This is a genomic window from Achromobacter sp. GbtcB20, assembly GCF_019091095.1.
GTDB classification, from domain to species: Bacteria; Pseudomonadota; Gammaproteobacteria; order Burkholderiales; family Burkholderiaceae_B; genus Achromobacter; species Achromobacter mucicolens.
This window is the reverse complement of sequence record NZ_JAGXJZ010000009.1, coordinates 84,365-105,390: the sequence shown is the minus strand read 5'-3', so window position 1 is coordinate 105,390 and position 21,026 is coordinate 84,365. Positions and strand designations below refer to the sequence as shown.

19 protein-coding genes are annotated in these 21,026 nt (G+C 63.1%); 3 read left to right on the top strand and 16 right to left on the bottom strand.

Translation table 11 applies throughout. From position 1 onward, the window contains the following. Positions 1–40: 40 nt before the first annotated feature. The 13 genes from KVT32_RS14005 to KVT32_RS13945 all read right to left on the bottom strand — a co-directional run bounded on the left by KVT32_RS14005 (position 41) and on the right by KVT32_RS13945 (position 15,072). Positions 41–625, bottom strand: coding sequence for an acetyltransferase (locus KVT32_RS14005; protein ID WP_217618383.1), 585 nt, complete (start codon positions 623–625; stop codon positions 41–43). Between the two features lie 185 nt (positions 626–810). Beyond that, positions 811–1,860 carry a glycosyltransferase family 4 protein gene (locus KVT32_RS14000; RefSeq protein WP_056327195.1) on the bottom strand — a complete coding sequence of 350 codons (1,050 nt, stop codon included), beginning with the start codon at positions 1,858–1,860 and terminating at the stop codon, positions 811–813. A 22-nt stretch (positions 1,861–1,882) separates the two neighbouring features. Then, complete coding sequence (gene wecB / locus KVT32_RS13995) at positions 1,883–3,010, bottom strand: non-hydrolyzing UDP-N-acetylglucosamine 2-epimerase (protein WP_056327194.1); 1,128 nt, start codon at positions 3,008–3,010, stop codon at positions 1,883–1,885. Next, positions 3,003–4,013 (bottom strand): polysaccharide biosynthesis protein, encoded by a 1,011-nt coding sequence (locus KVT32_RS13990; protein WP_056327192.1) that lies wholly within the window; start codon positions 4,011–4,013, stop codon positions 3,003–3,005. Before KVT32_RS13990 ends, wecB begins: the two co-directional genes overlap by 8 nt. Positions 4,014–4,032: 19 nt before the next feature. Further along, a complete protein-coding gene (locus KVT32_RS13985; protein WP_062838849.1) occupies positions 4,033–4,899 on the bottom strand; it encodes an SDR family oxidoreductase in 867 nt (288 codons plus the stop codon). Between the two features lies 1 nt (position 4,900). After that, positions 4,901–6,142, bottom strand: coding sequence for a glycosyltransferase family 4 protein (locus KVT32_RS13980; RefSeq protein ID WP_217618382.1), 1,242 nt, complete (start codon positions 6,140–6,142; stop codon positions 4,901–4,903). Continuing rightward, complete coding sequence (locus KVT32_RS13975; protein ID WP_217618381.1) at positions 6,139–7,200, bottom strand: glycosyltransferase; 1,062 nt, start codon at positions 7,198–7,200, stop codon at positions 6,139–6,141. The genes KVT32_RS13980 and KVT32_RS13975 overlap by 4 nt, the downstream gene beginning before the upstream one ends. A 63-nt stretch (positions 7,201–7,263) precedes the next feature. Next, a complete protein-coding gene (locus tag KVT32_RS13970; RefSeq protein ID WP_217618380.1) occupies positions 7,264–8,526 on the bottom strand; it encodes a hypothetical protein in 1,263 nt (420 codons plus the stop codon). Continuing rightward, positions 8,513–9,571 (bottom strand): acyltransferase, encoded by a 1,059-nt coding sequence (locus KVT32_RS13965; RefSeq protein ID WP_175235771.1) that lies wholly within the window; start codon positions 9,569–9,571, stop codon positions 8,513–8,515. The genes KVT32_RS13970 and KVT32_RS13965 overlap by 14 nt, the downstream gene beginning before the upstream one ends. A gap of 14 nt (positions 9,572–9,585) precedes the next feature. Further along, a complete protein-coding gene (locus KVT32_RS32615) occupies positions 9,586–10,230 on the bottom strand; it encodes a glycosyltransferase (RefSeq protein ID WP_371825586.1) in 645 nt (214 codons plus the stop codon). 754 nt (positions 10,231–10,984) lie between these two features. Further along, positions 10,985–12,871 carry a bifunctional 2-polyprenyl-6-hydroxyphenol methylase/3-demethylubiquinol 3-O-methyltransferase UbiG gene (locus tag KVT32_RS13955; RefSeq protein WP_142052280.1) on the bottom strand — a complete coding sequence of 629 codons (1,887 nt, stop codon included), beginning with the start codon at positions 12,869–12,871 and terminating at the stop codon, positions 10,985–10,987. Positions 12,872–12,902: 31 nt separating this feature from the next. Next, entirely contained in the window at positions 12,903–14,291 is a 1,389-nt protein-coding gene (locus tag KVT32_RS13950; protein WP_217618378.1) for an ABC transporter ATP-binding protein, read from the bottom strand. After that, positions 14,281–15,072, bottom strand: a complete 792-nt coding sequence (locus KVT32_RS13945; RefSeq protein WP_056327174.1) for an ABC transporter permease — start codon at positions 15,070–15,072, stop codon at positions 14,281–14,283. Before KVT32_RS13945 ends, KVT32_RS13950 begins: the two co-directional genes overlap by 11 nt. Before the next feature lie 507 nt (positions 15,073–15,579). Here KVT32_RS13945 and KVT32_RS13940 point away from each other — a divergent pair. From KVT32_RS13940 to KVT32_RS13930, 3 genes are all read left to right on the top strand, one after another. Then, on the top strand, positions 15,580–16,149 hold the full coding sequence (locus KVT32_RS13940) for a carbon monoxide dehydrogenase subunit G (RefSeq protein WP_152382967.1): 570 nt from the start codon (positions 15,580–15,582) through the stop codon (positions 16,147–16,149). Between the two features lie 99 nt (positions 16,150–16,248). Next, on the top strand, positions 16,249–17,607 hold the full coding sequence (locus KVT32_RS13935) for an MFS transporter (RefSeq protein ID WP_193725339.1): 1,359 nt from the start codon (positions 16,249–16,251) through the stop codon (positions 17,605–17,607). Between the two features lie 13 nt (positions 17,608–17,620). Beyond that, on the top strand, positions 17,621–18,496 hold the full coding sequence (locus tag KVT32_RS13930) for a DMT family transporter (RefSeq protein ID WP_056327168.1): 876 nt from the start codon (positions 17,621–17,623) through the stop codon (positions 18,494–18,496). An 8-nt stretch (positions 18,497–18,504) separates the two neighbouring features. Here the strand turns inward: KVT32_RS13930 and rfbC are convergent, their stop codons facing one another. Genes rfbC through rfbB form a run of 3 tightly spaced genes read right to left on the bottom strand, consistent with a single transcriptional unit; the run spans position 18,505 to position 20,998 of the window. Further along, entirely contained in the window at positions 18,505–19,050 is a 546-nt protein-coding gene (gene rfbC, locus KVT32_RS13925) for a dTDP-4-dehydrorhamnose 3,5-epimerase (RefSeq protein ID WP_338077656.1), read from the bottom strand. Between the two features lie 5 nt (positions 19,051–19,055). Then, the gene (gene rfbA / locus KVT32_RS13920) at positions 19,056–19,949 is read right to left on the bottom strand and encodes a glucose-1-phosphate thymidylyltransferase RfbA (protein ID WP_142052271.1); all 894 of its coding nucleotides are present in this window, start codon (positions 19,947–19,949) and stop codon (positions 19,056–19,058) included. Then, on the bottom strand, positions 19,946–20,998 hold the full coding sequence (gene rfbB / locus KVT32_RS13915) for a dTDP-glucose 4,6-dehydratase (protein ID WP_152382971.1): 1,053 nt from the start codon (positions 20,996–20,998) through the stop codon (positions 19,946–19,948). The genes rfbA and rfbB overlap by 4 nt, the downstream gene beginning before the upstream one ends. Positions 20,999–21,026: the final 28 nt, after the last annotated feature.

The window sequence follows — 21,026 nt, the reverse complement described above, 5'->3', positions numbered from 1 at the left end:
GTCCAGTTAAAGGATTGACGACAAATTCGGTCAAAACGAATCAATGGCTCAGAGCGGTTCCCGGGGGATACACCGTGTCCGGGGGAACGACCACGCCATAGCCCGCGCAGCAGCCCGCCTGAAGCCAGGCGCCGGCGCCGACTTTCACGCCGCCGGCCAGATGCACGCCGGTGCCCAGGTGCGCATAGTTTTCCAGATGGGTATCGTGATCCGCGGTGCTGTGCGCGTTCAGGATGGACCCCGTGCCAATATGGGCGCTCGCCCCCACCATCGCCATCGCCAGAATGGCAGTGCCTGCCTCGATGGTGGCGCTGGGACTGACGCAGGCCGCCGGATGAATCACCGTCGCCAGGGGCAAGCCCGCGGCTTCGATGGCCTTGACCCAGCCGGCGCGCAACGCGTTATTGCCAACTGCCGCAATCGCTTGGGCTTGATCGGCCGCCAAGCCGCTCAAGCCGCTCAGGCCCGCCAGATTGGACACGACCTTGCGGCCAGCGGTCTCCTGCAAGGCGGGCCAGCGGTCGTCCACAAACAGGATTTCCTGCCAATGGCCGCTGAGCTCGGCGGCCTCGGCCACCGCGCGTCCGTGCATGCCCGCCCCGATAATCACTAGCGATCTCGCCATCGTCTCTTGTTGTCCCTTTTTGTCACCCCAAACGAGCGGCATCTGCCGGAAACTCATGCCGCTCGTCATTGTGGGCGTTTGGTCTTCGTGGTCTCAATCCAAGACTCGAAATGAAAGTGTAGCAATACGGCCGCCACGCAAGCGGACCGGGAAAAACACATAACTGAGGTTGCCTCAGTGCCGTCTTATGACGCCTGCGGATGGTGACCGGGGTTCTCGGGCACGCCCGCCTTGCAGCCTATCGCAAGCGCCAGCAAAGGGCCATACGCCAAAGGCACGCCTGCCAGCGGCGACAGCCAGCCGCGCGCCACGCAAAGCGCGATGGGGAACAGCCAGAACACATTCAACGCAATTACCGTCAGCAGAACCGGCTTGTGCGCGCCGAAGCGTCGCGTGGCGTGCTGGTACGCGTGCATGCGATGCGCCAAGTAAACGCGCTCGCCGCGTCCAAGCCGTCGCAAGAGCGTCCAGGTTGCATCCACGGCAAAGACGCCCAGCAGGATCAGCCAGGCCCACAGCAAGGCCGGTTGCTGCCACGCGCCGTGCAGCGCCAGGCCACCCAGGACGATTCCCAGAAAGCTGCTGCCGGCATCGCCCATGAAAATGCGCGCCGGCGGGAAATTCCACAACAGAAAACCCGCCACGGCCGCAGCCAGCAGCAGGGGCGCCACAATGGCGCCTTCATGGCCGGTCAGAACGTAGATCACGCTTGCCCCGACCGCCGCGCAGATCGCCTCCGAGGCAGCCAGGCCGTCGATGCCATCCATGAAGTTGTACAGGTTGAGCAGCCAGACCAGTGCAAAAACACCCAGCACGCTTGCCACGGCCGCCCAGAACGCGGACGCCTGGCCCAGCGCTTCCGCGGGCAGCCCGCCAAACCAGGCCATCAGCCAGGCCGCGCTGCCGAAATGCACCAGCAGCCGCCAGCGGACCGCGACATGGCCGCGGTCGTCCAGAAATCCGATGATGGCCACGGCCGTGCCCGCTCCGCCCAACGCCACCGCGGTCACCGCGGGCAGCAGGCCCAGCCAGACGAGCACCGGCAGGCCGAGCAGAAAGCTCAGCACAAAGGCCACGCCGCCGCCACGCGGGGTGGTGACCACATGCGAACTACGGCTGTTCGGGACGTCAAGCAGCCTGCGGCTGGCCAGGGCATACCGGCGCAGCGCGCCGGTAAGTACCCAGGCCAGACCCAGGGCCGCCGCCAGAATGCACCAGAAAATCACTGTAGGCATGATTCAGCAGTCAGGTGACGGTTCAGGATTTCGACCACACAGTCCGGTTCACATAGTCCGTATAGCTCAATACCACGCGCACGACCTGCTTGGAGACCGGGCCGCCTTCGTAGTCCTTGACCACGGGAATCACGCGCTCGCCGCGGCGATGCTGGCTGGTGACCACGCGAACCGCGTCGGCCACCCGCTCGGCCTTCAGGCCGCTCATGATCAACGTGCCCTCGTCCATGCCTTCGGGACGCTCGTGCGCATTGCGCACGGTGATGGCCGGCAGGTTCAGCAGCGACGCTTCTTCCGTGATCGTGCCGCTATCGGACAGCACGCAGAATGCGCCCATCTGCAGCTTGATGTAGTCAAGCAGACCAAACGGCTTGACGAAGCGAATCAGCGGATGGTCCAGCGCGTCGCCCAACGCCTCCAGGCGCTTGCGGGTGCGCGGGTGCGTCGACACGATGATCGGGTATTCGTACGTGTCGGCCAGGTGGCGCAGCGTGTCGAGCAGATCGCGCAGGTTCTGCGGCGTGTCCACGTTTTCTTCGCGGTGCACGCTGACCAGGAAGAACTTGTCTTCAGTCAGGCCTTCGCGCGCCAGCACGTCCGACTTCTGGATGTCGTCCATGTAGTACGCCAGCACTTCCTGCATGTGCGAACCGGTCTTGATGATCGTCTCGGGACGGATGCCTTCGGCGATCAGGTAGCGGCGCGCATGCTCGGTCAGGACCATGTTGATGTCGCTCAGGTGGTCGAGCACCTTGCGGTTCAGCTCTTCGGGCACGCGCTGATCGAAACAGCGATTGCCCGCCTCCATGTGGAACACCGGAATCTTGCGGCGCTTGGCGGCGATCACCGCCAGGCAGGTGTTGGTGTCGCCGTACAGCAGCAGCGCGTCCGGCTTTTCCTGTTCGAAGATCTCGTCGGACTTGATGATGACGTCGCCGATCGTCTTGGCCGCGGTATCGCCCGCTGCGCCCAGAAAATAATCCGGCTTGCGAATCTGCAGGTCGTCGAAAAACACCTGGTTCAGTTCGTAGTCGTAATTCTGGCCGGAATGCACCAGTACATGATCGACCTGCGCATCCAGTTCCGCGATGACGCGGCTCATCTTGATGAGTTCCGGACGCGTGCCGACCAGCGTCATGACCTTAAGCATCGATCTGCCCCCGGATGTATTCCAGATTCAACAGCAACTTCTTCACACCTTCCACATCCAGCCGCTCCGTGTTGTGCGACGTGTAATCGTCCAACTCGGAAATCTCGGTTTCGCCTTCGACGAAATACTTCTTGTAGTTCAGATCCCGGTTATCGGCGGGAATCCGGTAATAGCGGCCCATGTCTTCGGCCTTTGCCATTTCCTCGCGCGAGATCAGCGACTCGTACAGCTTTTCACCGTGCCGCGTGCCGATCACCTTGAGCGGGCTGTCACCGCCAATCAGTTCCTTGAGCGCAACCGCCAGGTCGGCGACGGTGGAAGCCGGCGCCTTCTGGACAAAGATGTCGCCTTGCTTGGCGTGCTCGAACGCATGCAGCACCAGGTCCACCGAATCCTCGAGCGACATCAGGAAGCGCGTCATGTTGGGATCGGTGACGGTAAGCGGTTCGCCCGTCTTCAGCTGGCTGATGAACAGCGGAATCACCGACCCGCGCGAGGCCATCACGTTGCCGTAGCGCGTCGCGCAGATCACCGGACCGTTATTGACGGCGACGCGGGACTTGGCCACCACCAGCTTCTCGGCCATTGCCTTGGAGATGCCCATGGCGTTGATCGGGTACACCGCCTTGTCCGTGCTCAGCACGACCACGCGTTGCACGCCGGCTGCAATCGCCGCGTTCAGGACGTTTTCCGTGCCGAGCACGTTGGTCTTGACCGCTTCCATGGGATAGAACTCGCAGGACGGCACCTGCTTGAGCGCGGCCGCGTGAAACACATAGTCCACGCCGATCATCGCCTGGGCGATGCTGTCGTAATCGCGCACGTCACCGATGTGGAACTTGACCTTGTCGTCGGCCAAGGCAATGCGCATGTCCTCTTGTTTTTTTTCGTCGCGGCTGAAGACGCGGATCTCTCGCACATCCGTGGAAAGGAAACGCTTGAGCACCGTATGTCCAAAGGACCCGGTGCCGCCGGTAATCATGAGAACTTTATTGTCGAACATAAATTAACCATTCAATCCGTTAGGGAACCAGGCGATGCGCGTGCATTTCACGAATCAATTCCGGCCACGAGGGAGGCACATAACCCGTCGCCTGCAAGAGGCGCGTGGCATCCAGCGACCGGTCGATCTTCAATTGATCGTCTGCAATGATGTCGATGTCCTTGCCATACACCTGCGCCACGAGCTTCAGAAGCGAATACTTGTCGATCGGCGCAACGGCGCAGTGATACAGGCCGTGCAGCTCGGGGTGGGGAATCACGAAGTCCTTCATCACCCGCGCCAGCTCGGTGGTCGGCAGGCCGGAAAACACGGCGCGCGTGAATCCCTTGACGGGGCCCGGTTGCGACAGGAACCAGTCCACCAGAGCCACATTGCTGCCCAATTCGTGACCGATGATCGACGTGCGCAGGGTGATGGCGTTGACGTCGGACGTCACCTCGCCAATGTACTTCGACTTGCCGTAAAGGTCCTCGGCATCGGAGGGATCCGATTCCAGGTACATCCCTTTGCGGCCATCGAACACGCAGTCGGTGCTGACGTGGATCAGGCGGGCCGACGCCAGCGCGCACAGGCGCGACAGCCGGTGCGGCAGCATGGCGTTCACCGGCAGCGCCGCCAAGGGATCCTTGGCATCGGCAAGCTGCTTGATCAAACCGACACAGTTGATGACCACGTCCGGCTTGACCCGGGCCATTACCGTCACGAGGGAATCATTATCCAGCACGTCGACGCCGGTCAGCAGATTATTGCGATGGCGCTCATCGAAATGGCGCAGGCCAGCCGCACCGCGCAGCGTCCCGTACGTCTCGAATGCCGGATCGTCGCTGAAGCGCGAAAAAACCGCGCTACCCAGCATGCCCGTTACCCCTAGAACCAAAATTTTCATGCTAAGCCTTCTCTTTCAATTCGAGTTTCTCAGAAAGAATACTCACTAATCGGTCGACCTGACGGGTTATCTCATAATGCTCAAGGTAGAACCGGCGGCCGGAGGCGGCAAGCGCCTCGCGCTCGCCCTCATTCATTGCGCGCAGGCGTTCTATGCAATCGGCCAGACCATCCGAGTCCTCGGCGGCGCATACCAGTCCGGCGCCCGCATCACGAATGACCTCGGCGCCCGCCCCGTCCAGCGCGCCGATGATCGGTCGGCCCGCGGCCAAGTACGCCTGCACCTTGCTGGGAATCGTCTGCGCCAGGATCGCGTCCCTATTTAAAGTGACCAGCAACCCCGCCGCCCTGTCAAAGATATGCGGCATCTGATCATTGGGAAAGCGCCCGGCAAGCACGACATTGGATAAGCCTTCTCGCTCCACCTCGTCTCGGATTCGCCCCAGCATGCTGCCGCTGCCCACCAGCACGATTCTGGAATCGTTGCGCCCTTTGAGCTTGCGCGCGGCGGCAAGGATTGTATGCAGCGATTGGGCAGTCCCAAGGTTACCTGCAAAGACGACGCAAAAATTATTCTCCAGCGTTGCCAGCAGGGAGGCCGGCAACGTGCAAGGCTTCAGTGGCGTTGCGCGCGGATCGGGACTTGAATTGGGGTAGTAGACGATCTTGCGGTCAGAAGCCAGGCGTGCAACGGGCTCGCGGAATGCCTTGGACTGCACGAGCAGCAGCGATGCGGCCCCATATATCGCGCGCACCATCATGCCCACGCCGGCAAGAATCGTGCGGTTTCGCACGAAGCCGGTCGCGCTCAGGCTTTCCGGCCAGAGATCCTGAACCCAGATCGCCAGCGGCAGCCTCTTGCGCCATTTGAGGTAAATAGCGGGGATTACCGACGTGATCGGCGAAAATGCCACCGCCAGGACGACATCGAAATCCTTGTGCCCGACAGCCCGGTAACCATGGCGCAGCCCGTTTACGACAAACGACAGGTAATTGAGGACCAGATTCTTGCCACCGCCCGCGCGCCGCGTGCGCAGCGGCACCCGATGAATCACGGTGCCGTCATCCCACTGCTCGCTCGTGCAACCCGCTTCGGTATAGCCGTCGAAGATCTTGCCGTCCGGATAGTTGGGCTTGCCGGTCAGCACCTCGACCACATGCCCCTGCGCCGTCAATGCGCGCACGAAGTCGTTGATGAAGAACTGCTCCGGCCAGAAATACTGGCTGACGATCAGGATTCTCACGAGGCGCTCGCTGCTGAGGAGTCGCGGAGCCGGGCCCAGAACTGGGCAGGCGTGTCGGGCGCCACAATTGGGCTAGGCACGGCGAGCTGGCGGCGCACCGCCCTTGCAATCGACGTGGCCGAGCCCGGATCGAACGTCTGGACGGGCACGCACACGTCGCGCACATAATCGAGCTCGGACGCCACGATCGGCAGGCCGGCATTGGCGGCCTCGATCAACGGCAGGCCAAACGATTCGCCGAACGACGGGAACACCAGCGCGCCCGCCTGCGCATACAGCGCCGCCACGCCTTCACGCGTCAGCTCGCCCCGATTCTCGACCCGCAGCCCGTGGCGGTCCGCCACGGCCAGAAGTTCCTGCGCCAAGACCTTGTCCCGAGGGCCCAGGGTCAAAACAAGCGACGGACGCAAACCGTCCTCGGCCAGCAGCCGCCAAGCTTCGAGGAGGCGCCGATGATTCTTGTGCGCCACGCCGTCGGCCACATAGACAAAATCCCACTGGCGGGTCCGCTCTGCCTGCACTGCGGGATCGCCCACGGTGATGTCGGCCACGAAAGGCGCGATCCTGACGGGCGGCACCCGCTCGGCGGCACCAAGCCAATCCAGCACCTCGCGGCGCATGGTCGGCGTCTGAACCACGTATTCCGAAACCCGATGGCGGAAACACCGCCCGATTGTCCGCTCGAAGATCAGGCGCAGCCGCGTGGGCAGCGGAAACTGCGACAGCCGTACGCCGCGCAGATAATTCCGGTTCTGCAGGAACACGACGACGCGAGCGCGTGAAGGCAGCACCGGCGGCAGGCCATGAAAGCAGAAAAGGATGTCGTCGGGTCCCGCGGCCCGGCGCGCCGCGAATTCTCCCTTCAGGCGGGCAAGCGCCGTCGGCGCTACCCAATGCACGGCAGCGCCCTCAGGGATCTGCACCCGCGGTTCGTTGCGGGCGTCCAGAAAAAGACGCAGCGGCGAACCGGCCGGCCAGGCGCCCAAAAGCGCCTGCAGCAGCACAAGGCCGCCGCCGGTATGCACGTTGGGTGCGTATAAGACGACTTCTACAGCCATTTTGATTAGTAGCTTATGGGCATGGGTATGCGGGAACTGGCGTTGCCTGCGGGCAAGCCAGCGTCAGAGCCCCTCCAGGATCTTGCCAAAGCGCTGCGCGATCCGATTGCCGCTGAATGTATCGCGGTAGGCCTGATTGCACCAATCGGACCCGTCCTTGCGCAGCACGTGGTCCACGGCGCCTTCAACCGCCTTCTCGATATCCTCGACCTCGGACGGGCGGGCGTGCCAGCAGCCAAGGTGCTTCATTGCGTCCTCGGAACCGCCCGGCGGCGTCAGGCCCACGATGGGCGTATCCGCGCCGATGTAGTCGGACAGCTTGCTGGGCAGGAACAGGTTCTGGCGCACATTGGCTTCGATCAGCAGCAGAATGTCCGCGTCGTACATCTGCTCCAGCGATTCGACGAACGATACGTTGCCGACGGCGCGCACGGTGCCCTCCGGCAGACTCATGGCGGCCTCGGTGGCAAGCATCTCGGGCGGCACCAGGCCGATCAGCTCGAGGCAGAGCACGCCGCGCAGGTCCGGCCGCCGCTGAAACAGGCGCCCCAGTGCCTGGAACAACGGTTCGGGCGAGCGGCGGCCGTACAGCACGCCTACATAACGCATGACGATGCGATCGTTCCTTGCTTTCGGCCGCTGCGGAAAGAGGGCTTCATCGAAGGCATGGGGAATCACATCGGTGCGGCGGCGCACGGATTCGGGCTGCCCCTGCATCATCAGATCCAGGGAATACCGCGAGCTGTGCACGATGAAATCGGCCGCCGCCACCGCGCGCGGCTCGTGCCGGGCGTTCCACAGCTTGGTCAGCCGGCTGACCTCAAGCGGATTGCCCGCCCAGGGGTCGCTGAACTGTGCCAGCCACTTCACGTTGCGCCGCGCCTTCTTCACGCGCGTCATCACGGCGTTGACCGAATGAAACGGCGACCAGGTCATCACGGCGTCGTACTGGCTGAGATCCATGTCCATGAGCTTGCTGTACGCGGATTCGCGCAGCACGGTCATCAGGTCCGGCACGCGATCAAGCTTGCGGATGGAGGACCGCACGAGGCTCATCAGGTTCTTCGCGGGCCGCAGCCGGTCGATCCGGCCGAACGTCTTCTCGGCGAACGGCAGCAGGCTGTGGTCCAGCGGCAATTCCGCGCAGAAGGAGTCCGCGCACACGACGTCGACGTCGTATCCGGACCGGGCAAGCGCGGCCATGGGCTTGTAGACCGCTGCCGTCATCTGCACCTGCATGGGCGGGAAGGCGTAGCTGAACAGCAGAATCCTGCCCTTGCGCGCGTTCGGATGGTCCATGGTGGTCGAATCGTTATCCGGCAACACGGCTGGCTCCCGGAATCAGGCGAATCGCGGCCGCGATAACGCCGCAGATCAAAAACGTGCTGAGGGAAATCAACAGGATCACGAGCCCGGCAGGCAGGTGCTCCGTCGCAATGCGGATCGCGCTGCTGAAGCGAACATGCTCCAGCACCACCACATGCACGAAAAAGATGATGAAGGCGCGGTCGCTCAGCCATTTCGCAATCGCCGCGGACCGGGCCGACAGATCTACCGTCACGAACGCCAGAAACGCCGCGATCGACGCAATGACCACGTTAGGCGTGAAATAGACGTAGGCGCGTTCGACCGGCACGCCGGCCTTTTCGCTGAAGCGCCACGTCAAATAGAACGTGATCGCCGAGCAGATGGCATAGACGGCAATGCACGCCCACCGCGGGATGGCCTTGCGGTCAACGCCGGCCAAGAGGCCGCCCAGGATGAACAAGCCGCCATACCCAAGAAAGCTGGTGAGCTGCATGATCCGCAGGACCGGCAGCGGCCAATACTGCGGCACGCTGGTGACAGCAAACCAGATCACGAAGAAATAGACGCTCAGCGCCGGCCGGCTGCGCAGCACTTCGTAGATCGCCTGCAGGAAAGGCAGCAGGACATACAGCCCGACGATCATGTAGACGAACCACAGGTGGTACATCACCGGCTCGGAAAACATCGCGAGCAGGCCCGCGCCGTAACTGCCCAGCGCACCGTTGCGGTACAGGAACGCGGCGCTCCAGAAGACCAGCGGGATGAACACCTTCAGCACCCGGCGCAGGATGTTGCCGGTCGAGACCACCTGCATTCCCGGGCGCAGCAGCATCGCGCCCGAAATCATCACGAACAGCGGCACCGCCACGCGCACGGCGGAATCCAGCGCGTTGGCCGACAGCCAGTCGGGCAACGGACTCTTGCCGAAGGCGTAGAACGCCGCGCCGCAGGAGTGAATCAGGATCACGCCATAGATGGCCACCACCCGGCACAGGTCCGCCCAGGCCGCTCTCTGTTTGCCAGGCACCGCCTCGGACTTCGGATCCGCAATCCTGGTGGTCAACGTATCCGCCGTTGTCATTTTCCCGACTGCCTTCCGTGGATCACACGTTCGTAAACGTCCACCATACGCTCGGCCTGCAAGCGTATGTCATAGTGCTGCTCGGCCAGCTGGCGCGATCTTGCGCCTCGTGCCAGCCGCTCCTGCGGATCGCCGATCAGCCGCTCCATCGCCGCCGCCAGCGCGGCCGAATCGCGGGACGGCACCGCCAGCCCCGCCTCCGGCGTGAACACGACCTCGGGCAAGGCGGTCCCTTCGAAGCAGATGGTGGGCTTGCCGCAAGCCATCGCCTCGACCGCCATCAACCCAAACGAATCGGCCAGCGACGGCATGAGGAACAGGTCAGTCGCACTGTAGACGTCCTGCATCACGCTATCGTCATTCGTCCAGCCTAGTTCGACGACCTGAAACCTGTCCTTGAACTTCTCGATCCGACCCTTGTCGTTGAGCGTCAAGAGGCAGATGGGCACCTGCGTCTGCAAGCGGTCCAGCGCCTCGATCACATACTGCAGGCCCTTGAAGTCGTTGACCACGGACCGGAAGCACAGCACCAGCCGATGCGGCTCGATGCCCAGGCGGGCCTTGGCCGCTGCCTGGTCACCGGGTCTGAAGAAATCCAGGTCCAGGCCAAACGGCACCTTATGAACGGGCACGCCGTCCATCAGGGGCGACTGCCGGACCATGTTCTCCATCCAGCTCGAGGCCACCAGGATCTCGAAGTTCGAGCGCCGGTAGGCCATCCGCTTGAGCCGGAAGTTCAGCGCTGTCGTGTCGCGCTGGATCGCAAAATCGGTCTTCAGATCGGGGCATTGGCCGCAGCCCGTCTTCCATCGCTGGCACGAAAAAGGGTGAATGCAATGGCCGGTCATCGCCCACGGATCGTGCAGCGTCCACAGCGAGGGCTTCTCGGCGGTCATCGCCGGCAGCGACTGCATGCTCAGAAAACCCGAATGGATGATGTGATAGTGAACCAGGTCCGCTTCGCGGAACGCCTCCATGCGGCGCATGTGCATGCCGTTCGAATACAGCTGCGATTGCAGCGACAGCACTTTCTCGACGCCTCGCGTGAACCGGTTGACCTTGCGCAGCAGCTTGCCGTGCAGGCTCACGACGCCCTCTTCCTGCCGGTCCTGCTCCCACACGAAATGCTTGGAGGAAACACCAAGCGCCTCGAGATGAGGCTTCAGGGACAGCCCATTGAAGCGGCGTCCCGGCGACTGGTATCCGTTAACTTGCAAAACTCTCATCGTGTGCCCGCCAATCCTCTTATGTCGAACCAGGCCTGTTGCGAACGCTGACCATGCACGTTTTTCATGGTTTCCCCTCCGCCTGGCGCTACATGGGATTTCATTCACTCTTGTAATAGCGACAACGCAACCATGCGCTACTGTCGTCGCCCCAAAAACCGCGTAAGGCTCAGGCGGACCGTCCAAACAACGCCCGGAACGCACGCCGCCACCGGGAGCCGGCTTCCGCAAGCGCCCTGCTTTGATACTGTTCCAGCGTCGTGCGCATGGCAGCGATCTCCGCGGCCTGCGTCTGGATCACCGCCTGCTGGTTCGCGTCATGCGCCTTGGCGTCCTCGAGCAGCGCGCGCATGTGCCGGCCGTCGATGCGCACCACCAGCTTGGCGGACTTGACGTAGGTAACCCAAGGCGCGCCGATGCGGCCTTCAACGCCGCCGTTGATCCAGTGCTGCACGCTGGATTCTTGTGCGATGTACTTCTCGACGTGATCATCGGTGATGCCGATGCTCTGCATCCGCAGCGATTCACGCAACAGCTCCAGGATTTCCAGCGGCGTGCCTTCGGCGGGCTGGGCGCAGCTGGAAACGCTGGCCAGACTGCCGAACAGGCCACGCAGGATCACGTAGGACAGCGTCAGGTCCGATTCGAGCTTCCATTCCTTGTCGAAGAAGGCCAGCTCGCCGGGCGCGACTTCCATGCAGTTCAAGGGGGTCCAGTCGAACAGAGCGCCGGGCACCGACTTGTCCAGCGACAGCGACACCGCCGGGCCCAGATCCGCCTCGCGGCAGATCGCGTCGATCCAGGGCCGCGCCCAGTTGCACACGTCCATCGCCGACCAGCCCGGCGTGTTCAGCACCTTTACCAGGCCCAGCCACCAGAGATTGCCCTTCAGATACGGGCCATCGTCGATCGAATGGCTGACCGGCAACGCCGGCGCGGCTTCCTGCGTCACGCGGTCCCGCGCCGTGCGGACTTCGCCGCCGTCCAGGTAGAAGCGCTTCGCGGTGGCAAACGCCGGGTGGCGCTCGACGCTATAGTGCCAGGCAAGATCCTGCGCTTCGCGCAGCGCGGCCACGGCCCGCTCCGACTTGCCGGCAATGATCAGAAACGAGTTCGCCAGGTCTTCAGCCAGGCCGTTTTCGTGGATCGAGGCCCAGGCCTGCTCCAGCGAGAAAGCCGGCACGATCCAGTCGGGCCGGGCGCGGTCGCGGCCGACCGTGCCGGTCAACAGCGGACGGGCGGCAAACTGGCCCTTCGGATCCAGCCCCTTCGAGGTCAGGAGCGACACCGGCATGTGATAGTCCGGCAGCGGGAAATACACTTCCTGCGCGCTCAGTCCGACGGAACCCAGGATGCCCTTGAGCTCATCCAGCCCGAAACGGATGATGGTCTCGGGCCCGTATTGCCCCTCCACGCCGTAGTAGGGCACGTCCACGTTCGGCTCGGGAAAGCCCGAGAAATACTTCAGACCCAGCTTGTTCTGGATGGCGATGACCAGAACGCCGTCGTCATTGAGCTGGCGCGCAGCATTGGCCAGCAGGTCCAGTTCGGCGCGGTCGCCGCAATGGGAAAAAAGCCGGGCGTACTGCAATACGCCGATCATCGTCACGACGTCGAATTTCTTTTCGGCGTTGAAATCTTCGATGCGGTCGCAGACGACGGTGACATTGTTCAAGTCGGCCGTGCGCTGGCGCGTGATCGAGGCGCGGTGAGCCGAGGCCTCCAGGGCCACGACATCGCCGCCCAGCTCGCCCAGATACCGCGTGATGATGCCGCACCCGGATCCCAGTTCCAGCACGCGGCCCCGGCACAACTTCTCGAGCGGGCGCAGGATGTTGGCGCGCACGGGCGACAGGTGGCAGGCGGACCGCCAGTCCCAGATGGCGCCCACCAATTCGCGGGAAAACAGCGAGCGATCCTTGGCGTCGGCGATGATGCGCTCGATCTGCTGTTCGAAGTCGGCGCCATCGGTGTACGTGAATTCGGGAATACTGCCGTCCGTCTCCGGAAACAGCATTCCTTTGTGTTCTTTGTAATCCGTCGGAAGATTGTGCATTTCAGTTCTCTATCCTGCCAGGCGTCGCCGATTACTCGGAAACGGCATCCAGCAAGATCCTGGGTTGAAATCCGATGTCGAAAAGGCCAGTGGCTGGACGCGGCTCGTCAGCCATCACGCGAAACACAATCGCGTCGACAATACGATGATGCAATGAACCGTCCTCGCCCTGAGCGGCGAAGGTGCAAAAATACGTTGCCGGGTTCAGCGAGCATTCAAACTCGAATTCCAGGTCCAACGAGGTGCCGGCGGTGAAGTCGATGCCGTGTTCGTCCAGGATGGGGTGGGCGCAGCCCGCCAAATCGATACCCGACGTGGTGCGGATCAGCGCGTAGAACCGGACCGCGGGGCAATCCTCGGTGAACTGCACGCTGCACTTGAGCTTGTAACGATGGCCGCGAAGAATGTGATTGACCTGCGCACCGCCCAATGTCTGAAGCATGGGCGCGGACAGCTTGGCGCCCACTTCGTCGTAGGACAGCGTATCCGGCACGAAGCTCGCATCGAAGAACGGCTCCAGGCCGCCCGACGGGACCGAATCGGCGGCAGCGGCCGGCTTGGCTTCGCCGGCCGCCGGCTCGGCCAGACTGGCCGCGCTCTCGTCCTCGGCGTCGATCCGGCGGATTTCCGCGATCAGCTCGACGGCTTTATCGCTGGTGGTGTTGCCGAGCTTCTGGCCAAAATAAACGGCCCGCTTCGGAATACCGGTGAACAGGCGTTCGCCTGCATTGAGCAGCACCGCGCGGTCGCACAGATTGATAATGGCCGCGCCCGAATGCGAAACGAACAGGATCGTAGCGCCGCGATTCTTGATCGCGTCGATTCGCGCAAAACATTTGCGCTGGAAGGGTTCGTCACCAACGGCCAGTGCCTCGTCAACGACGAGGATATCCGGGTCCACGTTGATCGCCACAGCGAAAGCCAGGCGGGCGTACATGCCGCTGGAATAATGTTTGACCGGCTGCTCGATAAACTGGCCAATATCGGCAAATGCCGCAATCTCATCAAAACGCGCCTCGATTTCGGGCTGACTCAACCCCAAAACCATCGCATTCAGAAACACATTTTCGCGCCCGGTGAACTCGGGGTTGAATCCCGCGCCCAGTTCCAGCAGAGCGGCGACGCGGCCTTGCGTCTCCACGGTGCCCGAGGTCGGCATCAGCGTGCCGCAGATCATCTGCAGCAGGGTGGACTTGCCCGAGCCATTGCGGCCAATGATGCCCACGGTCTCGCCGCGGCCCACATTGAAGGACACGTCGCGCAACGCCCAGAATTCGCGGAAATAGTTGACCGGCGGCCGGCCAAGCATGCTGCGCAGACGGGGCGCGACAAACTGCTTCAGCCGGTCATGCGGCCGATCGTAGATCTGATAACACTTGCTCAGGCGATCTACGCGAATGACATTGCCATCAGAGGACATCAGCAAACCCCTTGCGCGCCTTCTGGAACCACCAAAAACCTGCCCATGCAATCACCATGCTGATGGCTGCGTAAATACCAAGCGCGCCCCAATTCGGCAATTCGCCGTAAAGCAGCACCTTGCGGGATTCTTCAATAATCAAGGTAAGGGGATTGAGCATCACAACCATCTGCACCTTGGGCGGCAGATTTGAAATCGGATAGAAAACGGGAGAGACGAACAGCAGCACCGACATCAACAGGCCGATCGTCTGGCCGATGTCGCGAACATAAACGCCCGTTGCCGACAGGAACCAGGCAAATCCCATGGTCACCATCAGCAGCGGCATCAGCACGACCGGGAAAAATATCGCCGTCCAGCTGATGGAGCCGCTGAGCACCAATTGAGCAATCAAGAGCACGCACACGCTGATCGCCGCATGAAAGAGCGCGGCGCCCATCGCCACCCACGGAAAGATCTCCAAGGGGAAGACGACCTTTTTCACGTAGGTCACGTTGCTGTGGATGAGGCCTGGCGCGCGGCTGATGCACTCGGAAAACAGCCCGTGAACGATCAACCCGACGAACAGCACGACCGCGAAATTCGCGTGGCTGGCGTCCTGGCTGACGCCCCAGCGCGCCTTAAACACTACGGTAAAGAAAAACGTGTATACCGTCAGCATGAGCAGCGGCGTGAAAAAAGACCACGCCAGCCCGAAGATCGAGCCGCGATAGCGGCCCAGGACTTCCCGCTTGCACATTTGAACCGCGAGCTTTCGATTGCTCCAGATGCTGTCGAACATCGCAGCCGGAGATACACGCTGTGCCTGATGAGGATTCACACTACCTATCCCACTTGACCGTCCCGCTTCTTACGAAATCCGAGGCGGACATAAAGTTATTGGAAATAATTGCATTACTGACGCCGCCAAAACCCGGGAGCGGCCATTCAGAGGCTGATTCATCAGGAAAAAAGCGCCGTAATATGCTGCCGACCTATCGCTTTAAAGCCCGGGCGTCCAAATTACAACCAGCAAATTATTCGCAACATTGGTTTTGCAAATTATTCAAAATGAACGGACGAAACCTCAGGGCGCAAGGTGCGCATACTAAGTTTTAGTGCAACTGAACATCATAACATGCTGAAAACGCAGGCCGAAGCGGATTTTCCGACGGTATTACTCATTCAGATCTACAAACAATAGTACGTCTCACTATTACTAAGACCTGGCGGTGCCGCCGTCTCGTGGCTATTTTCTCCAGACCGGTCCACAATGGATTCACAACACTGTTGGAACAGGGAGACAGCCATGCGCATTGCCGATGCCCAATGGATTCCTTCGACGCAGCACCAGACCTGGGATGCGCTGACCGACCCGCGAGTGTTACAGAAGTGCATTCCGGGGTGTGTGGAAGTCGCGATGCGCAGCCCGACCGAGTACGCGGTCACGCTGCGCGCCAAGATCGCCGGTATCGACACCGACTACGACGGTGAGATCCTGCTCTCCGATGTCAACGCCCCGAACAGCTGCACGCTGGTGTTCGAAGGCAAGGGGCGAGCCGCCTGCCTGGCGATCGGCACGGCGCAGGTCAACCTGACCGCCAAGGACGAGGGCACCCGCGTGGCCTACACCGTTGCCGGCATGGCAGGCGGCAAGCTGGGCGAGTGCGGGGAAGGCGTGCTCCTGAAGGCCGCCGAGAAAATCGTCGACAAGTTCTTCACTGCCTTCATCGACCACATGGCGGCCCAGCCGCGTCTGGCGCCCCCGCCACCGCCGCCCGAACCCGAACCGCGGGGCCTGTCCAATTCCCGCTGGTCCTGGATGCTGGTCGTATTGGTGATCGCCGTATTCTGGGGATACCACGCTTTTTACAAGTGATAACCCTAGGGTGCCGGTGATATCCTAGGCGGCATGACTCCGCCGCCGCCACCCGCTCAGCCAGCCACTGATCCCGCACGTTCAAGACGGGACTTGCTGATGGCGATGGCGGGGGTGTCGGCCACCGTTGTGCTTGCCGCCCTGGATTCCACCATCATCAGCACCACGCTGCCGCGCGTGGCCGAGGCCCTGAACGGCATGGCGCTGTACGCCTGGGTCGGCACGGGCTATCTGCTTGCCACGGCGGCTTCCATCCTGATCTTCGGCCGGCTTGGCGACATGTTTGGCCGCAAGCCCCTGATGCTGGTGTCGGTGCTCATCATCGCGCTTGGCTCCATTGCCTGTGGCCTGGCGCAGTCCATGACGCAGCTGATCGTGTTCCGCACCCTGCAGGGGGTGGGCGGCGGCATGATGATCGCCACCGCCTTTGCCGCGCCGGCGGACCTGTTTCCCGACGCCAAGCAGCGGGTCAGATGGATGGCGCTGGTGTCCGCCGCTTTCGCCATGGCCAGCGGCATCGGTCCAGTGCTGGGCGGCGCGGCCACGCAGGCCCTGGGATGGCGCGCCGCGTTCTTCATCTCGCCCATCGCGGCCGCGGGCGCCTTTTTCCTCCTGGCGCGTTATTTCCCGCGCATCCGGCCCATCCATGACGGCAGCCGCAAGATCGACTGGCTTGGCGCCATCCTGCTCGTGCTGGCCGTGGGCGCGCCGCTGGCCGCGCTGGAGCTAGCCTTTGCCAGCGGCGAACACGCGCACCCGATCCTTGGGCTGACGCTGGCGCTGGTCGGCGCCGCCGCCATCGCCATCCTGATTCCCACCGAGCGCCGCGTGAAGTCACCCATCTTCCCGCTGCGCGTGCTCTCGGGTCGCGAACCGCGCCTGCTGAACGTGGCGGCGATGATGGTCGGCGCGGTGATGTTCATCCTGATCTTCTACAGCCCGCTGCTGCTGCAACAGGTGCTGGGCTACACGCCCAGCCAGGCGGGACTGCTGCTGACGCCGCTGGTGGCCGCGATCTCGGTGGGCAGCATCATCAACGGCCGGATGTTTCCCAAGCAGACCGAACCGCAGCGCCTGATGGTGTTCGGCGGCGTCCTGCTGGCGGCCGGATCGCTGATGGTGCTGCTGATTTCGCCAGGCACGTCGGCGTGGTGGATTCTTGGCGCATTCTTCGTCAACGGCTGTGCACTGGGCTTTCTGCTGCCCAACCTGACGCTTTTCATGCAGATGCTCAGCGAACGGCGCGACGTGGGCGTCGCCTCGGCGCTGGTGCAGACGACGCGCGCCATCGGCAGCGCGCTGGGCACCGCCGTGGTCGGCATCCTGATTTCCCACAGCACGGTGCTCTCGGGCGTGCGCACCGGCCTGATCCTGTGTATTTTCCTCTCCCTCACGTGCGCGGTGCTGGCGCACCGGGTGAAGATGAGAAACCTGGTCACGAGCCGCAGCCACGGTTGATTCAGAGCTGAACATGCAACGCCGCGATCTGCAGGACCTGTTGATTCTAGCCGCCGTCTGGGGCGGCTCTTTTCTTTTCATGCGTGTCGCCGTGCCGGAGTTCGGGCCGGTGGCGCTCATCGAACTGCGCGTGGGACTGGCCGCGCTCTTTCTCCTGCCCGCCGCGATCTGGCGCAACAAGCTGCCCTTGATCGCGCGCCGCTGGAAAGCCATTCTCGTGGTCGGCACCTTGAATGCCGCGCTGCCCTTCCTGCTTTACGCGTACGCCGCCCAGTCGTTGGGCGCGGGCTTTTTGTCCGTCGCCAACGCCGTGACGCCAGTGTGGGGCGCCGTGATCGGCTGGCTGTGGCTGAAAGACCGGTTGCCGTGGACGCGCTCGCTGGGACTGCTGATCGGTCTGTCCGGCATCGTGGTGCTGGTCTGGGACAAGCTCGACTTCCAATCCGGCGGCACGGGCTTTGCCGTGCTCGCCGCCGTCTCCGCGCCCGTCTTCTACGGCGTTGCCGCAAACTGGACGAAGCGGTTCCTGACAGGAGTGGACCCCTTGACCAGCGCAACGGGCAGCATGGTGTCGGCGGCATTGGTCCTGCTGCCCGCGGCCGTGGCCACCTGGCCGCAACAGCCGGTGTCCTGGGAGGCCTGGGGCGCGACGGTCCTGCTTGCCGTCGTGTGCACCGGCGCCGCGTACATCGTGTTCTTCCGGCTGATCGCCAACGTGGGCCCGACCGGCGCGGTCAGTGTCACGTTCCTGGTTCCCATCTTCGGGGTGGTCTGGGGCGCGTGGTTCCTGGACGAAGCCATCACCGCGCCCATCCTCGCGGGCGCGGGCATCATTCTTGTCGGCACCGCGCTGGCGTTGGGACTGGTCGGAATGAAGCGTCCCCGCTGAACGCCCGGTCAGGCCGGCGCCATCCGCGGCGCTTGCGCCAGGGCAAGACCTCGCCGGTCGTTGTCGGACAATATCGGCTCGGCCTGCACCGGCCAGGCAATCGCAATCGCCGGGTCATTCCACATCACGCATTGCTGATGCGCCGGCAGGTACGGCGCGGTCGTCTTGTAGACCACATTGGCGTATTCGGACAGCACCAGGAATCCGTGCGCAAAGCCTTCGGGCACCCAGAGCTGGCGCAGGTTCTCCGACGACAGGATCTCGCTCGTCCATTGGCCGAACGTGGGCGATCCTTCCCGCATATCGACCGCGACATCGAAGATCTCGCCTTCCGTGACGCGCACCAGCTTGCCCTGCGGTTGCAGCGTCTGATAATGCAGGCCGCGCAGGACATGGCGCCGCGAGTGCGACTGGTTATCCTGCAGAAAGCGGACCGGCCGGCCGGCTACCGCGTCAAAGACCGATTGCACATAGGTCTCGACGAAATAGCCGCGGTCGTCCTGGTGCATCACGGGATCGATGCGCAGGACCTCGGGTATGGACAAGGGCGTCACGCGCATCAATGAGGCAGCCGGGTAAGCAGGTTCATCAGGTACTGGCCATAGCCGCTTTTGACCAGCGGACGGGCCAGCGTTTCCAGTTGCGCCGCGTCGATCCAGCGCTTACGGAATGCGATCTCTTCAGGGCATGCCACCTTCAAGCCTTGCCGGCGTTCAAGCGTCGCGATGAACTGCGATGCATCGAGCAGGCTATCGTGCGTGCCCGTATCCAGCCACGCATGCCCTCGTCCCATGATTTCGACGTTGAGCGCCCCGAGTTCCAGGTACGCCTGATTCACGTCGGTGATTTCCAGCTCGTTGCGCGCGGACGGACGGATCTGGCGCGCCAGGTCGATCACCCGATTGTCGTAGAAATACAGTCCAGTCACTGCGTAGTTCGATTTGGGCGACGCGGGCTTTTCCTCGATACGCAGCGCGTTGCCGTGCGCGTCGAACTCGACCACGCCGTAGCGTTGCGGATCCTGGACATGATAGGCAAAGATGGTGGCGCCCGCCTGACGCGCCATGGCGCCGGCAAGCAGCTGGTGAAAATCGTGCCCGTAGAAAAGGTTGTCGCCCAGCACCAGCGCGCAGGGCGCCTGCCCGATGAAGTCCGCCCCGATCAGAAACGCCTGCGCCAGGCCTTCGGGCGCCGGCTGCACCGCGTATTCCAGCGACAGGCCCCATTGCCCGCCGTCGCCCAGCAACTGCCGGAACCGCGGCAGGTCGTCGGGGGTGGAGATGATCAGGATCTCGCGTATGCCGGCCAGCATCAGCGTGGTGAGCGGGTAATAGATCATGGGTTTGTCGTAGACGGGCATGAGCTGCTTGCTGACCGCCAGCGTCGCGGGATGCAGCCGCGTGCCCGACCCGCCCGCCAGGATGATCCCCTTGCGCGCGCCCGTTGCCGTCATGGCGCATCTCCTTCGGCCGGGCGCGCGTGCCCTGCCCCATCACGCAGCCACTGCGGATGATCCAGATACCACCGGACGGTCTTTTCCAGGCCCGAGGCAAACGTTTCGGCGGGCTGCCAACCCAACGCCTGCCGCGCCTTGTGCGCATCGATGGCGTAGCGGCGATCGTGGCCGGGCCGGTCGGCGACCAGCGCGATCAGGCCGCGGTACGGCCTGCCATCGGGCCGCGGCCGCAAGACATCCAGCAAGGCGCACACCGCCTCGACGACCTGCAGCGTGGTGCGCTCGTTACCCGCGCCCAGGTTGTAGGTTTCGCCGGGCCGGCCGCGTTCCAGCACCTTGCGCAAGCCGTCGCAATGGTCGGCGACATACAGCCAGTCGCGCGCGTGCAGGCCATCTCCGTAAACGGGCAGTGGCTTGCCCGCCAGCGCGTGATGGATCATCAGGGGAATCAGCTTTTCGGGAAACTGCCGGGGGCCGAAATTGTTCGAACAGTGCGTCATGAGCACCGGCAGTCCGTAGGTCTGCGCCCACGCGCGCACCAGATGGTCCCCGCCCGCCTTGCTGGCGGCGTAGGGATTGTTGGGCTGGTAGGGGCTGGTTTCGGTAAAGCCCGGATCGGATGGCGCCAGCGAGCCGTAGACCTCGTCCGTCGACACATGCAGGAACCGGAATGCATCGCGCGCGGCGCCGTCCAGTTCACTCCAGAACGTGCGGGCGGCTTCCAGCAAACCGAACGTGCCGCCGACGTTGGTCCTGACGAAATTGCCAGCGCCCGCGATCGAACGGTCGACATGGGTTTCGGCGGCAAAATTGATGATGGCGCGCGGACGATGCTGGCGCAGCACCTCGGTCACCCGATGCGTGTCGGCGATGTCCGCCACGACCAGCACATGGCGCGCGTCGTGCGCCAGGCTACCCAGATTGGCGCGGTTGCCGGCGTAGGTCAGCTTGTCCAGATTGACGACCGTCTCATCGCCAAGCGCCAGCCAATCCAGCACGAAGTTGGATCCGATGAACCCGGCGCCTCCGGTGACGAGAATGCTCATTGCGTTGTGCCTGATCGGAGGGCAGGCC